Origin of the sequence: Streptosporangium sp. NPDC000509 (assembly GCF_042898365.1) — a bacterium.
Classification (GTDB): Bacteria; Actinomycetota; Actinomycetes; order Streptosporangiales; family Streptosporangiaceae; genus Streptosporangium.
Map to the genome: position 1 here is coordinate 79,097 of NZ_JBIAYX010000001.1, position 13,413 is coordinate 92,509.

The window sequence follows — 13,413 nt, forward strand, 5'->3', positions numbered from 1 at the left end:
CGGATCGTCGGGCGGGGATGCGCAGGTCGACGCCGATTCTCGGCGTGAAGCGAACCGATTCGATGAATAAAGCAGGGTGAACATGGCCCGTCCACCCCGGAACAGTCAAGGCATCTATGACGCTAAGGGCCGTGTTTTACGAAACACCGATGTCATCGAACCGTCACTTCATTGACATGCTTCGGTGACCGGTCCTACGATCCTTTCGAATCGGTTCGCAAGTGCAGCCCTCCGGAGAGCGTCCCCCCAGCGCCCCACAAGGAGCCGCCCGTGAAAGCCCCCTCCCGCGGCAGGCCGCGACGATCCCGTGCGCTCGTCGCCCGCCTCGTGGTCGGCCTGCTCGTCACCGGCGCCTCCGTGACCGTCACCGGCTCCCCGGCCCAGGCCGCCGACGAGTCGATCACCGTCGACTTCTCCACCACCGACGGTGCGCCGACCTACCGCGCCTCCGGCTGGATCTACGGCATGCCGGAGAACGCCGTCGGGCCGGCCGACCACTTCTTCCGCGACGTCAACTTCCGTTTCATGCGCGCCGGCGGCGCGCAGCTCCCCGGGAGCGGCTGGGTCGGCGGGACCTACGACCGCCGGTGGAACTCCACCCTCGCCCAGGCGCGCAGGACCGTCGCCCTCGGCGGCCGGTTCATCCTCCTGCCACACGACCTGTGGGGTGCGGACGGCGCCGGGATCTCCCGCTTCCCCGGCGACAACGGTAACTGGACCGACTACGACAACTTCCTGAACCGCCTCGTCAACGACGTCCGGGCCTCCGGGCTGAGCGTGCAGTGGGACATCTGGAACGAGCCCAACATCACCCTGTTCTGGAACCGCCCGATCTCCCAGTACCTCGAACTGTGGCGCCGCACCTACCGGCGCATCCGGGCGGAGTTCCCCGGCCGGCTCATCGTCGGCCCGAGCTGTGCCTGCGTCCCGTCCACCACGCACACCTTCTGGAACCAGTACCTGGACTTCGTCCGCTCGACCGACACGGTGCCGGACATCATCAGCTGGCACTCGCTGCCCGGCGACCCGGTCGCCGACGTCGCCGCCGCCAACGCCACCCTCGACCCGCGCGGCATCCCGCACCCCCGCCCCTACCAGATCAACGAGTACGGCGCGCCCGAGGAGCAGAACCCCGCCGACGGCGCCTGGTACATCGCGCGGCTGGAGCGGGCCCGCGCGGACGGCCTGCGGGCGAACTGGGCCGGTGGCGGCGACCTGCACAACGACCTCGCCAACCTGCTGGTCCGCAACTCGGCCGGCCGGCACCAGCCCAAGGGCGAGTGGTGGGTCTACCGCTACTACGCCTCGCAGACCGGACAGGTCGTCTCGGTGACCGCCGGGCCGTCGTACGACGCGCACGCCACCAAGACGAGCGGGGTCGCGAAGGTGCTGGTCGGCGGCGGTCGCACCACCGGAAACCTGACCGTGAACCTGCGGCGCCTGGACACCACCAGCGGCATCGTGCAGAACAACCAGGTGCGTGTCCTCACCCAGCGCATCCCGTACAACGGCGGCGGCGCGGTGCAGGGCCCGATCACGGTCTCGAACAACGTGGTGAACCTGTCGAACAACAACGTCACGGTGACCCTGCCGTACGGCAACCAGACCGACACCTACACCATCACCCTGCTGCCGCCCTCGAACGGCGGCTTCCCGTCGGTGGCGGTGGCCCAGCACTCCCGCCCGGACGCGACACCGCAGGCCCCACTCGCCCACCGTCGGTGACCCTGGCGGGCCAGAGTCGCCGTCAACACGGTGGAAGTGCTGTCGAATCGGTTCAACAGCACCGTCACCGTGGAACATCCGCAGCCCCTCGCTTTCCCACAACAGAACAGGAGTCACACCGTGCGAATCCCGTTACGCAGCAGGTCAGGGCAGGTCCGCGACCCCATGCCCCGACGCCGTCGCCTCCGGCTGCTGAGCGCCCTGGCCGGCGCGCTCGCCGGCGTCCTCATCGTCGGCGGCGCCACCCCCGGCATCCAGGCTCCGGCCGAGGCGGCCGCGTCGGCGGCGGCGGCCGCCATCGAGCCGGGGCAGAGCACCAGAATCGTGGGCACCGCGTCCGGCCGCTGTCTCGAAGTCCCCAACGCCGGCACCGCCAACGGCGCCCAGACACAACTGTGGGACTGCCACGGCGGCGCCGGCCAGATCTGGACCTGGACGTCGAGCAAGCAGCTCATGGTCTACGGCAACAAGTGCCTGGACGCCTACGGCCGGGGCACCTCGAACGGCACCGCGGCGGTGATCTGGGACTGCAACGGCCAGACCAACCAGCAGTGGAACGTCAACGCCAACGGCACCATCACCGGCGTGCAGTCCGGCCTGTGCCTCGACGCCAACGGCGCCGGCACCGCGAACGGCACCAAGATCCACCTGTGGGCGTGCCACGGCGGTACCAACCAGCAGTGGACCTCACCCACCACCCCGACCCCGACGCCGACTGTGACGCCGACGCCACCGCCGCCCGGCGCGCGTCCATGCGACATCTACGCCTCCGGCGGCACCCCGTGCGTGGCGGCCCACAGCACGACGCGGGCGCTCTACCAGGCGTACGCCGGCAACCTGTACCAGGTCCGCCGCTCGTCGGACAACACGACCCGCAACATCGGCCTGCTGGCCGCGGGCGGCACCGCCAACGCCGCGACGCAGGACTCGTTCTGCGCCGGCACGACCTGCGTGGTGACGGTCGTCTTCGACCAGTCAGGACGGGGCAACGACCTCTGGTACCAGGGATCGAGCGTGGTTCCCGGCTCGCCGCAGAGCAGGCCGGCGATCGCCACCTCGGAGTCCCTCACCGTGGGCGGCGCGAAGGCGTACTCGCTCTACATCAACCCCGGCAACAGCTACTGGCGGGACGGACACCTCACCGGGGTGCCGACCGGCGCCGCCCCCGAGGGCATGTACATGGTGACCAGCGGCACCCACGTCAACAACGGCTGCTGCTTCGACTACGGCAACAGCGAGACGACGAGGAAGGCCGACGCCGCCGGGGCGATGGACGCCATCAACTTCAGCACCCAGTGCTGGTTCGGCGGCTGCTCCGGCACGGGTCCCTGGGTGCAGGCCGACCTCGAATGGGGCCTCTTCCCCGGCGGCAGCCAGAGCTGGAACCCGAACCAGCGCGCCTTCAACAGCAAGTTCGTCACCGCGACCCTGAAGAACAACGGCACCACGCGCTTCGCGATCAAGGGCAGCAACGCCCAGTCCGGCAGCCTCTACACGCTGTGGGACGGCGCGCTCCCGCCCGGATACAGCCCGATGAAGAAGCAGGGGGCGATCATCCTGGGCAGCGGCGGAGACTGTTGCAAGCCCGACGGCGGTGCGAACCTGAGTGCGGGCACCTTCTACGAAGGGGCCATGGTCGCCGGCTACCCGTCCGACGCGACCGAGAACGCGGTACAGGCAAGCGTGGTGTCCGCCGGCTATCGCTGAGCGGGCACAGAGCGGTAAGGGTTCCCAGGTCTTTGTGGAGGTCTGATGAGCAACCGCACGGTCCATCCGGTACTCCGCAGGACGGCCGTCCTGATGGCCGCGACGCTCCTGCTCGTGGTGAATCTGGTCGGCAGCGGTTCGGCGGAAAGGATGCAGATGTGGGACAACGGCGTGGCCGACACCCCGCCGATGGGGTGGAACAGCTACGACTCGTTCAACTGGAGGGTCACCGAGGCCGATGTCCGGGCCAATGCCGACTACATGGGGGCGAACCTGCGGCAGCACGGCTGGCAGTACGTCGTCATCGACTGGGCGTGGTACTACCCCGGCCAGCACACCGGTAGCCCCAACCAGGACGCCAACCTGCAACCCCGGCTCCGGATGGACGCCAACGGGCGGTTGCTGCCCGACACCACCCGGTTCCCCTCGGCGGCCGGCACCAACGGATTCAAGCCGCTCGCCGACTACGTGCACGCCCAAGGGCTGAAGTTCGGCGTGCACCTGATGCGAGGCATTCCCCGGCAGGCGGTCGCCGACAACGTGCCGATCCTCGGCACCGACTGCCGCGCCAACCAGATCGCCAACGGCACCACCGCGGCCTGGCTCAACCTCATGTGGGGGCTGGACATGACCAACCCCTGCGCGCAGGCGTACCTCGACTCGGTGTTCCAACTGCTGGCCTCCTGGGGGGTCGACTTCGTGAAGGTGGACGACATCTCCGCGCCGACGTACCGGCAGGCGGAGGTCGAGGGGTACCGGGTGGCGATCCAGCGCAGCGGTCGCCCGATGGTGCTGAGCCTCTCCCCCGGCGCGACCCCGCTGTCCAGCGGATCGCACGTGCGGGCGAACGCGCACATGTGGCGGATCGTGAACGACCTGTGGGACAACTGGTCGGCTCTCGACGCGTTGTTCGACCAGTTGCACAACTGGACGCCGCACCGGACGAAGGGAGCGTGGCCCGATCCGGACATGATCCCGATCGGGCGGCTGTCGAAGTACGGCCCGGTCGGCTCGCCGCGATACTCCAACCTCACCGCCGACGAGCAACGCACGCTCATGACCCTGTGGGCGATCAACCGGGCGCCGCTGATGTGGGGCGGCAACCTCGTCGAGAACCGACCGGCGGAGCTGGCGTTGATGACCAACTCCGCGGTGCTCGCGGTCGACCAGCACAGCACCGACAACCGCCGGCTCTACGGAGGGACCCGGCAGGTGTGGACCGCCAACGTGCCGGACAGCGACCACCGCTACGTCGCCCTGTTCAACCGAGAGAGCGCGACGGCCAACGTGTCGGTGAACCTCGCCGACCTCGGCATCGGCTCGGCCGTCGTGACCGACCTGTGGTCCGGTGCGAACCTCGGCACCTCGACCGGGACGTTCAGCCGTTCGCTGCCCCCGCACGGCTCCGGGCTCTACCGGCTGGCTCCCCAGACCACCGTCCCGCCACCGGCCACCTACACGATGACCGCGCGGCACAGCGGGAAGTCGCTGGACGTCAACAACGCCGCGACGACCGACGGCGCGAACATCGTGCAGTGGACGGCGAACGGGCAGGCGAACCAGCGCTGGCGCTTCCAGGACGCCGGTGGCGGCTACTACACGGTGACGAGCGTCAGCAGCGGCAAGTGCCTCGACGTGTACGGCGGCGCCACCGCGACCGCGAACGGTGCCCGGGTGGTCCAGTGGGCCTGCAACGGAGGCACCAACCAGCAGTGGCGTCTCCAGGACGCCGGCAACGGCTACGTGCGGCTCGTCGCCCGCCACAGCGACAAGTGCCTCGACGTGCTGAACGCCGGCACTGCCGACGGAGTCCAGGTCGTGCAGTGGACCTGCGGCACCGGCACCAACCAGCAGTGGCTGCGCACCCAGGTGTGACCGTGGGCGAGTGAGCCATCATGCCTCGGGGGCGGGACGACGACCGTCGTCCCACCCCCGAGGCCGCAGTGACCTCCGAGGAAGGGCGGAGGACGAACGGGTGCGGAGTTCAGCGGATGTTTCCGGTGTGTCCGCGCGGTCGCACCAGTCCCGCGTCGAACGCGGCGATGACGAGCTGCGCTCTGTCACGCGCGCCGGCTTTGGCGAGCAGGTGAGAGATATGCGTCTTGACGGTTTTGACGGATATCGTGAGCCGGGCGGCGATCTCGTCGTTCGACAGGCCCCGCCCGACGAGGGTGAGCACCTCGACCTCCCTGCCGGTCAGCCGCCCCACCGGCGGACGCGGGTGCGAGCGCGGCGTCATCACGTAATGCTCGACGAGCCGGGTGAGGATCGACGGGGCGAAGAGGGACTCCCCGCGATGGGTGCGCCAGATCGCGTCGATGAGCTGCTCGGGCACGGTGTCCTTGAGGAGAAACCCCGAAGCACCGGCGTGCAGGGCTTCGTAGACGTACTCGTCCAGCTCGAACATGCTCAGCACGAGAATTCTGCTCGTCGCCAGTGCCGGATCGGCGCCGATCTCCCGGGTGGCCCTGAGCCCGTCGAGCCGGGGCATGCGCACATCCATCAGGATCACGTCGGGTCGGGTCGCTCGCGCCACGGCCAGCGCCTCCACGCCGTCGCCGGCCTCACCGACGACGGCCAGGCCGGCCGCGTTGTCGATGACCATCGCGAGACTCCTGCGGAGTAAGGGCTGGTCATCGGCGAGCACCACCCGGACGGGGCGGTCGCCGTCGTTCACGTGCCGACCTCGTCCGGGATCCGGGCGACGACCCGGAAGCCTCCTTCGACGGCCGCGGCGTGGAGGCTGCCGCCGAGACCCGAGACGCGTTCCCGAAGGCCCGCCAGCCCGTGGCCCGCGCCGGGCCTCGCCACCCAGGGGCCTTCGGGGCCACCGTCGGGACCGCTGTCGGGACCGCTGTCGGGACCGCTGTCGGCGACCGTGACCACCACCGTGCCCCCGTCCCGGTAGACGTGCACCGAGACGGTGGTGGGACCGGCGTGACGCGCCGAGTTGTTCAGGGCCTCCCGCACGATTTTGCAGATCGCGACCTGGACCCCCTGGGAGACCTCGCCCAGCGGTTCGAGGTCCAGCCGGGTACGAAGGCCGGTGATCTCGGTGCTGCGGACGATCGCGGGAAGCTGCTCGAGACTCTCCACGGGCAGCCGCGGAACCTCCTCGTCGCGGGAGTCTCCGGACGTGCGGAGCACGGTCAGCATGCGACGCAACTCGGCCGTCGCGTTCCTGCCCGCCGCCTCGATGTCCGCGAGGGCCTCCCGCAGCTCGGCGACGTCACGCCCGTCGGCGTTCGTGACCTGGCGGACCGCGGCGGCGCGAACGGTGATCAGTCCAAGGCCGTGGGAGACGATGTCGTGCAGGTCCCGCGCGATCCGCATCCGCTCCGCCAGCACCGCCTCCGTGGCGGCCCAGCTGGTGAGCCGCGCCTCGTAGTCGGCACGGGTGGCGCGCGTCCGCCGGACCGCCCAGACCGCGACGCCGATCGCGATCGCCGCGATCAGCGAGGGAACGACATCGGCGAGTGGTCCATCGGCTCCTGTCGCGAGAAGGACCGCGAGCAGCACGACGAACACCACGCCGCTGACCAGCCCGGCATGCGAGCGCCATACGGGCCGCTGAAGCGTGTTCATCACCGTCATCCTAGGCGCCGAGCCGAAGCCCTCGTCAGGTTCGGAACGAGGGCCAGGGCACATCACGCCGGTCTCCCCCGCTTGATCTCAGCCCTGGGTCCGACGGCCTCCGGTCCGAGAAGCGCCGCCGGGGTTCGATCCGACGTCCGATGTGGGGACGGCCGCCGCCCGGTTGACTGATCGCCTCACCACGACTCACACGAGGGTTGAATGATCACTGTCGAACACGTCAGCAAACGGCGGGGAAGCACCCAGATCCTGTCCGACGTCGGTTTCGAGGCCCGACCGGGCCGCGTGACGGGCTTCCTCGGCCCGAACGGGGCGGGAAAGTCCTCGACGCTCCGGATCATCCTGGGCCTGGACCGGGCGCAGGAGGGTGTCGCGCTCGTGTGCGGCCGGCCTTTCGCCCGGCTGAACCGCCCCTTGACCACCGTGGGCGCGCTGCTCGACGGGAGCGGAGCACACCGTTCCCGGACGGGGCGGGCCCACCTGCGCTGGGTCGCCGCGAGTAACGGCCTGCCCCGTGAGCGGGTCGACGAGGTCCTCGCCGTCGTCGGCCTGACGGAGGCCGCGGGAAAGCGCGTGAGCGGGTACTCGCTCGGCATGGGGCGACGTCTGGGCCTCGCGGCGGCTCTGCTGGGCGACCCGGAGGTGCTGGTGCTGGACGAGCCGATCAACGGGCTCGACCCCGGGGGCATCCGATGGATGCGGCGGTTCCTGCGCGATCGCGCCGCCGCGGGCCGGACCGTCCTGCTGTCGAGCCATCTCATGGGCGAACTCGCCGAGACCGTCGACGACGTCGTCGTCATCGACAGGGGGCGAATCGTGAGCCGGGGCACCCTGGCCGAGGTCACCGGCGACCACCGAACCCTTGAGGACGCCTTCTTCGCGCTGACCTCGGCGGGATCCGGCGACGCGACGCCGGGAGGCCGGTAGTGCGAATCGTCCGCGCGGAGTCGCTCAAGCTCCTCGGGTTACCGTCGGCCTGGATCGCCGTCGTGATCGGCCTCGTCGTGTCACCGGCGATCGCCTTCCTCAACGCGTCCACGACCGTGCGGGCGATCGAGAACGGCACCCGGACCGTTCCCGGCGGCGACGCCGGATACCAGGAGCTCGCGTTCGGCGTCCTCGGCGCGATCGTCCTCGGCGTGGTCGCCATCAGCAGCGAATACCTGACCGAGGGAGAGGAGTCGGCCGGCGCACGCCAGGTCACCACGAGTCTGACCGCCGTACCCTCCCGCCGCCGGTTCCTCGCCGCGAAGACCACGGCGCTGGTCCTGACGGTGGCCGCGCTGGCGACGGTCACGACCGCGGTGACCCTCACCGTCACCCGGGTCGTCCTCGGCGACCACGCCGCATCGCTCACCGCCGACACCGCTCCGCGCGTGCTCGGGGTCGTCCTGTACTGGGTGCTCACCTCGCTGCTGGCCTACGGCATCACGCTGCTCACCCGCAACGGCGTCATACCGCTGACGGTGCTGATCCTGAACACCTCTCTCGTGTCGGTCACCTACCTCCTGTCCCGCGTGATCGACGCCGCGAACTATCTGCCGGACCTGGTCGGGGCACGGATGTTCCTCCGCGACTTCAGATCCTCCGTGCAGATCGCTCCGGTGACCGGCGGCCTGGTGATGACGTCCTGGGTGATCGCGGTACTCGCCCTCGGTGTCGCCGTGTTCCGGCGGAGAGACGCATGACCGTCACCTCGGGGCAGGCGCGGTCCCGTCGTGAGATCGTCAGGGACGCGTTCCGCGCCGAGTTCGTCAAACTGCTCACCCTGCCCGCCCTGTGGCTGACGGCGCTCGGGACCTGGGGCGCGGCACTCGTCCTCGATGCCGCGTTCGTCGCCGCGGCGAAACAGGGGCGAGGCGACGCGACCTCCACACTCGACGTCGGCCTGGCCGCCGTCGGATACCTGCAGGCCGGCTTCATCGTCCTCGGCGTCCTGGCCGCCACCTCGGAGTACGGTGGCGGCCAGATCCGGACGAGCCTGACGAGCATGCCCCGAAGGATCGAGCTGCAGCTCGTCAAGGCACTCGCCCTCGCCCTCGCGGCCGTCCCGGTCGCCGCCGTGACCGTCGCCGCCGGTGTGGTGATCGCCCGGTTCGCTCCGGTGGACGTGGCGGCCCCCGTGGACGGTCACCGAACGGCGCAGGCCGCGGCCGGGGCGATCGCCTACCTCGTCCTCACCACGTTGATCGCCTCCTCCCTCGCGACCGTCGTGAGGCGGAGTCTCCCGGCCGTCGCGGTCCTGCTCGGCCACTACTTCGTCGTCGGCCCGTACGTCCGGGAGCACACGGGTCACGCCGCCTACCTGCCCGACACGGCGGGTCACGGCATGTGGCTCTCGGCCGGCACGGAGACCGGCACGTCGCTCGGTCAGTGGGAGGGCTCGCTCCTCGTCCTTGCCTGGACGCTCGTCGCGCTCGCCGCCGCGGCCGTCGTCTTCGAACGCCGAGACGCCTGACCCGGCCTGACGACACCCCCGTCCACGCCCAGGGCGACCGACACGCCAGACCACCGGCGCGCTCACCGCTCCGGTCCTGCCCGATCGCTCCGACGTGGCACTCACGTGTTCAGGTCAGGCGAAATCGCCTCGGCAAACGCACCATCAACCCGAAATATGGATAACTGGTATCTCCTCAGGCCCGACAGCCGATGCTCATCTGAAGGTGTTCTCCTTCCCGAACGTGAGGAGTCGCCCACGATGAAGATCCGCCGACTGCGTTCCGCCGTCCTCGCCGTGGCGCTGGGCGCCGGCGTCCTGGCCGGTACCGTCATCCAGACCAGCGCGGCCGCGGCCAGCGGAGGCTGGCCGACACCGGACTGGTACAAGGTGGGCCCTTTCCCCACCCTGGCCGAATGCGAGAGCTACTACGACGTCGACGCGCAGAGCGGTCTGTACAGCGGGCTCGTCGGCTGTCACTGGTTCGGGCGTGGCATTTATACGCCGGGCTACTACTACGAGGTCTATATCCCCTGAGCTTCACCAGGTGTGACCGTCGAGCCCGAGCCCTTGAAATACCCGAGGCGCGGGTCTCGAAGGAGTGACTCCGCAGCAGGCCGAGGCGTTCGAGGCGGCTCTCCGGAGGATTGTGCGGTGACAGCATCTCGGGAGATGCCCCGTCGAGACACTCGACGGGGCATCGTCGTGCTCCAGCCGGGACACGTTCACCTGGGCGACTTGAGTCTGCCCCCAGGGCATGGTGTTCGCTCGTGAGCGCAACGACCGGTTCGAGCCCGAGAGGAACCCCCGATGGATGGACCAGGGTCCGGCGATCCCCGAGACGCGACGAATCACCCGAACCCCGCGGCCCCGAGTCCTTTGACGCAAGGGCGCTTCGGGCCGGCCGTCGACGACTCCCGGCCGTTCGGCGCGCATCTCCGCATGAGCCGGTGGAAGTCGCTCGTGGTCATCATCGTGCCGTCGCTGGTGCTGGTGGCCCTGCAGATTCTGCTCTACCAGATCGTCGGCGTCATCGAGGGCAGCGACGACCCCATGTCAGCCACCTTCACACCGTTGAAGTTCCTGGCCGTCAACCTGAGCGTGGGCGCGGCGGGCGCGCTGGCGATCCTGCTCCTGGTGTGGACGGCGAAGATACCGTGGCGCAGCCTGATCAGCTCACCACGAGCGTTCGACGCGCGCCGCCTGACGCAGTACCTTCTCGGCGCGGCGCTGCTGGTGGGCGCCGGGATCGGCGTCGTGGCGCTGGTCGCTCCCGACGCTCCTGGCTGGACGGCCTTCGGCGTGAGCACCACGACGATCATCATGCTGGTGATCATCCTCCTGACCACTCCGATACAGGCCGCCGGAGAGGAGTTGATGTTCCGAAGCGTCGTGCTGCCCGCCGCCGCATCCTGGGTGCGTGCGGTTCGCCCGGCCCTGGTCCTCGGAATCGTGGTCTCCAGCCTGGCCTTCGCGGTGCTCCACGGGTCGACCGACCCCTGGTTGTTCGGCTACTACGTCGTGATCGGCATCTGCACCGGGCTGATGGCGATCATCAGCAGGGGGATCGAGGCACCGGTCGCGTTCCACATCGCCAACAACGTCCTGGCGACGACCGTCAATACACTGATGGCGGACGGCGAGGCGTTCCCCCTCGACCGCTCCACCGATACCGGCGACGCATCCCTGCTGATCCTTGTCGCCGTCAACATCGGCATGGTCGTCCTCGTCCGGCTGCGCGAGCGGCGAGCAGCGGACGAGCCCGATTGATCCTGCGTCGTTGTCACATCCACGAAGAGAGATCGCCGGACGCGCGATATCGCATGAGGAGGCGAGCGATCCATGCCCTGGAGCACTCACGAGATAGCCGAACTCGCGGGAACCACGGTGAAGACGGTGCGCTACTACCACGAGATCGGCCTGCTCGACGAGCCTGACCGCGAGCCCAACGGCTACAAGCGATACGAGATCCACCACCTCACCCGGCTTCTGCAGATCAGGCGACTGACCGGGCTGGGCGTGTCGCTCACGCAGGTGGCCGCGATGGGAACGGACACCGACGGTCATGCCTCGGTCTTCCGGACCATCGACGCCGAACTCAAGGCGACGGTGGAACGGCTCCAGAACATCCGGCAGGAACTGGCCACGCTGTCGGAGCCGGGTGCCTCAGCGGACGTGCCGACCGGGTTCAGCGGCGTCGCGGAGCACCTGCGCGACAACGATCGAGCACTCCTCATGATCTACGCCCAACTCTTCTCCGACGAGTCGATGGAGTCCGTACGGCGAACCCTTGAGGCGCGCCCCAACGTCGCACTCGACGAGGAGTTCCGTGACCTTCCCGAGAACGCCGACGAAGCCGCTCGACAGGTCCTGGCCGAGAAGATCGCACCGTTCGTCAACGGCGCGACCACCGATCACTCGGTCACGTTGGAGCCCAGGTCCTCCACCCCGCGGCAGGTGCGAGCGGCCCAAAGCGCCGTCGGTCATGCCCTCGAAGCCCTCTACAACCACGCTCAGCTCGACGTGCTGCGTCGGGCACACATGATCAGCACTGCCAACGGCGACGCACGCTCGGTGTCGCGCGACGAGTCGAAGGAATCTCCCGGAGACGGCAGCACGGCGTGAGCATCCGGCCCGAGCCTTGAGGTGCTCCGGGCCTGATGGGGACTCGCGCCACCTGACTCCTTCGCGTCGGGCAGCACGACCGTCAAAGGAAGTACGGTCGGAAACCGACCGGCGGCAACGGCCCTCACAAGGAGACGCATGACGACCTCATCCCGCGATTTGATCTCGGTGCCGCTCACAGCGGCGCTGTTCCGCGGCGCGGCCGAGATCGAGACGACCGGACACGGGGTAACCGTTCACCGGCTTCCGAGCCGGGCACGCGCGCAGAACACCGATCCGCAGCTCGCGATGGTCGAGGCCCAGCCATCCGGCGTGCACCTCGCGCTCCGGACGACGGCGTCCACGATCGAGCTTGAGGTGCTCCGGTCTCGGACGACGTACACCGGGATCCCACCCCGGCCGGACGGCATGATCGAAATCGTGGTCGACGACGCTCCCGTTGCGAGCGCGACGACATCGGGAGGGATCACCGTCACGATCGACATGTCGACGGGGGCCCGATTCGTCGAGGAAGGCCCCTCAAGCACCGCTCGCTTCACCGGGCTGCCCGATGCCCCCAAGGACGTCGAGATCTGGCTCCCTCACAACGAGGCGATCGAGTTGATCGACGTGCGTGCGGACGCTCCCGTCGAGCCGACGCCCGATCGGGGCCGGAAGAGGTGGATCCATCACGGCAGTTCGATCAGCCAGGGCTCCAACGCCGTGCGGCCGACCGGGACATGGCCCGCGGTCGCAGCGCGCCGCGCCTCCGTCGAGTTGATCAATCTCGGACTGGGCGGCAGCGCGCTGCTCGATCCCTTCGTCGCCCGGACGATCCGCGACGCCGCCGCGGACGTGATCAGCCTGAAGCTCGGGATCAACCTCGTGAACACCGATCTGATGCGGATGCGTGCCTTCGGACCGGCTGTGCACGGCTTCCTCGACACGATCCGCGACGGACACCCCACGACCCCACTGCTGGTCGTCTCCCCTGTTTACTGCGGGATCCATGAAGACACTCCCGGGCCGGGCGCCTTCGACCCGGACGCCCTCGCTCACGGCGCGGTGCGCTTCCAAGCCACCGGAGACCCCGCCGAGCGGTCGGTCGGCAAGCTCACCCTGACGACGATCCGCGGGGAACTCGCACGTATCGTCCGCGATCGGCGGCGCACGGACTCGCACCTGCATTACCTGGACGGGCTCAGCCTCTACGACCAGGCCGACGCGGCGACCCACCCTCTCCCCGACGCGCTTCACCCCGATGCCGCGACACATCAGATGATCGGCGAGCGGTTCGCGCGGGTACTCTCGGACCTCCCCGCATGACCGCGGCACTCAAAGCCACG

The 13,413-nt window shown here is 69.3% G+C and carries 12 protein-coding genes; 10 read left to right on the top strand and 2 right to left on the bottom strand.

Translation table 11 applies throughout. The features are described from left to right. Positions 1 to 270: 270 nt before the first annotated feature. The 3 genes from ACFY3D_RS00190 to ACFY3D_RS00200 all read left to right on the top strand — a co-directional run bounded on the left by ACFY3D_RS00190 (position 271) and on the right by ACFY3D_RS00200 (position 5,307). Positions 271 to 1,725 carry a hypothetical protein gene (locus tag ACFY3D_RS00190; protein WP_389972911.1) on the top strand — a complete coding sequence of 485 codons (1,455 nt, stop codon included), beginning with the start codon at positions 271 to 273 and terminating at the stop codon, positions 1,723 to 1,725. Positions 1,726 to 1,845: 120 nt separating this feature from the next. Beyond that, positions 1,846 to 3,432 (top strand): arabinofuranosidase catalytic domain-containing protein, encoded by a 1,587-nt coding sequence (locus ACFY3D_RS00195; protein WP_389972914.1) that lies wholly within the window; start codon positions 1,846 to 1,848, stop codon positions 3,430 to 3,432. A gap of 45 nt (positions 3,433 to 3,477) precedes the next feature. Beyond that, positions 3,478 to 5,307 (top strand): RICIN domain-containing protein, encoded by a 1,830-nt coding sequence (locus tag ACFY3D_RS00200; protein ID WP_389972917.1) that lies wholly within the window; start codon positions 3,478 to 3,480, stop codon positions 5,305 to 5,307. A 109-nt stretch (positions 5,308 to 5,416) separates the two neighbouring features. Here the strand turns inward: ACFY3D_RS00200 and ACFY3D_RS00205 are convergent, their stop codons facing one another. Then, positions 5,417 to 6,109 (bottom strand): response regulator transcription factor, encoded by a 693-nt coding sequence (locus ACFY3D_RS00205; RefSeq protein WP_350947086.1) that lies wholly within the window; start codon positions 6,107 to 6,109, stop codon positions 5,417 to 5,419. Then, positions 6,106 to 7,017 (bottom strand): sensor histidine kinase, encoded by a 912-nt coding sequence (locus tag ACFY3D_RS00210; RefSeq protein ID WP_389972920.1) that lies wholly within the window; start codon positions 7,015 to 7,017, stop codon positions 6,106 to 6,108. Before ACFY3D_RS00210 ends, ACFY3D_RS00205 begins: the two co-directional genes overlap by 4 nt. A 210-nt stretch (positions 7,018 to 7,227) precedes the next feature. Between ACFY3D_RS00210 and ACFY3D_RS00215 the strand changes: the two genes are divergently transcribed. From ACFY3D_RS00215 to ACFY3D_RS00245, 7 genes are all read left to right on the top strand, one after another. Then, complete coding sequence (locus ACFY3D_RS00215) at positions 7,228 to 7,953, top strand: ATP-binding cassette domain-containing protein (RefSeq protein WP_350947084.1); 726 nt, start codon at positions 7,228 to 7,230, stop codon at positions 7,951 to 7,953. Next, positions 7,953 to 8,714 (top strand): ABC transporter permease, encoded by a 762-nt coding sequence (locus ACFY3D_RS00220; RefSeq protein ID WP_389972923.1) that lies wholly within the window; start codon positions 7,953 to 7,955, stop codon positions 8,712 to 8,714. The genes ACFY3D_RS00215 and ACFY3D_RS00220 overlap by 1 nt, the downstream gene beginning before the upstream one ends. Further along, on the top strand, positions 8,711 to 9,484 hold the full coding sequence (locus ACFY3D_RS00225) for an ABC transporter permease (RefSeq protein WP_389972926.1): 774 nt from the start codon (positions 8,711 to 8,713) through the stop codon (positions 9,482 to 9,484). The genes ACFY3D_RS00220 and ACFY3D_RS00225 overlap by 4 nt, the downstream gene beginning before the upstream one ends. 240 nt (positions 9,485 to 9,724) lie before the next feature. Continuing rightward, positions 9,725 to 10,000, top strand: a complete 276-nt coding sequence (locus ACFY3D_RS00230; protein ID WP_389972929.1) for a hypothetical protein — start codon at positions 9,725 to 9,727, stop codon at positions 9,998 to 10,000. Between the two features lie 405 nt (positions 10,001 to 10,405). Next, a complete protein-coding gene (locus ACFY3D_RS00235) occupies positions 10,406 to 11,233 on the top strand; it encodes a CPBP family intramembrane glutamic endopeptidase (RefSeq protein WP_389972932.1) in 828 nt (275 codons plus the stop codon). Positions 11,234 to 11,305: 72 nt separating this feature from the next. Continuing rightward, positions 11,306 to 12,088: a MerR family transcriptional regulator gene (locus tag ACFY3D_RS00240; RefSeq protein ID WP_389972935.1), complete on the top strand. Its 783-nt coding sequence runs from the start codon at positions 11,306 to 11,308 to the stop codon at positions 12,086 to 12,088. 138 nt (positions 12,089 to 12,226) lie between these two features. After that, complete coding sequence (locus tag ACFY3D_RS00245) at positions 12,227 to 13,393, top strand: SGNH/GDSL hydrolase family protein (RefSeq protein ID WP_389972938.1); 1,167 nt, start codon at positions 12,227 to 12,229, stop codon at positions 13,391 to 13,393. Positions 13,394 to 13,413 lie beyond the last annotated feature (20 nt).

Coding starts and splice junctions, on each gene's coding strand:
- ACFY3D_RS00200 (WP_389972917.1), top strand. CDS start 3,478: ATGAGCAACCGCACGGTCCATCCGGTACTCCGCAGGACGGCCGTCCTG.
- ACFY3D_RS00210 (WP_389972920.1), bottom strand. CDS start 7,017: ATGAACACGCTTCAGCGGCCCGTATGGCGCTCGCATGCCGGGCTGGTC.
- ACFY3D_RS00215 (WP_350947084.1), top strand. CDS start 7,228: ATGATCACTGTCGAACACGTCAGCAAACGGCGGGGAAGCACCCAGATC.
- ACFY3D_RS00225 (WP_389972926.1), top strand. CDS start 8,711: ATGACCGTCACCTCGGGGCAGGCGCGGTCCCGTCGTGAGATCGTCAGG.
- ACFY3D_RS00230 (WP_389972929.1), top strand. CDS start 9,725: ATGAAGATCCGCCGACTGCGTTCCGCCGTCCTCGCCGTGGCGCTGGGC.
- ACFY3D_RS00235 (WP_389972932.1), top strand. CDS start 10,406: ATGAGCCGGTGGAAGTCGCTCGTGGTCATCATCGTGCCGTCGCTGGTG.
- ACFY3D_RS00240 (WP_389972935.1), top strand. CDS start 11,306: ATGCCCTGGAGCACTCACGAGATAGCCGAACTCGCGGGAACCACGGTG.
- ACFY3D_RS00245 (WP_389972938.1), top strand. CDS start 12,227: ATGACGACCTCATCCCGCGATTTGATCTCGGTGCCGCTCACAGCGGCG.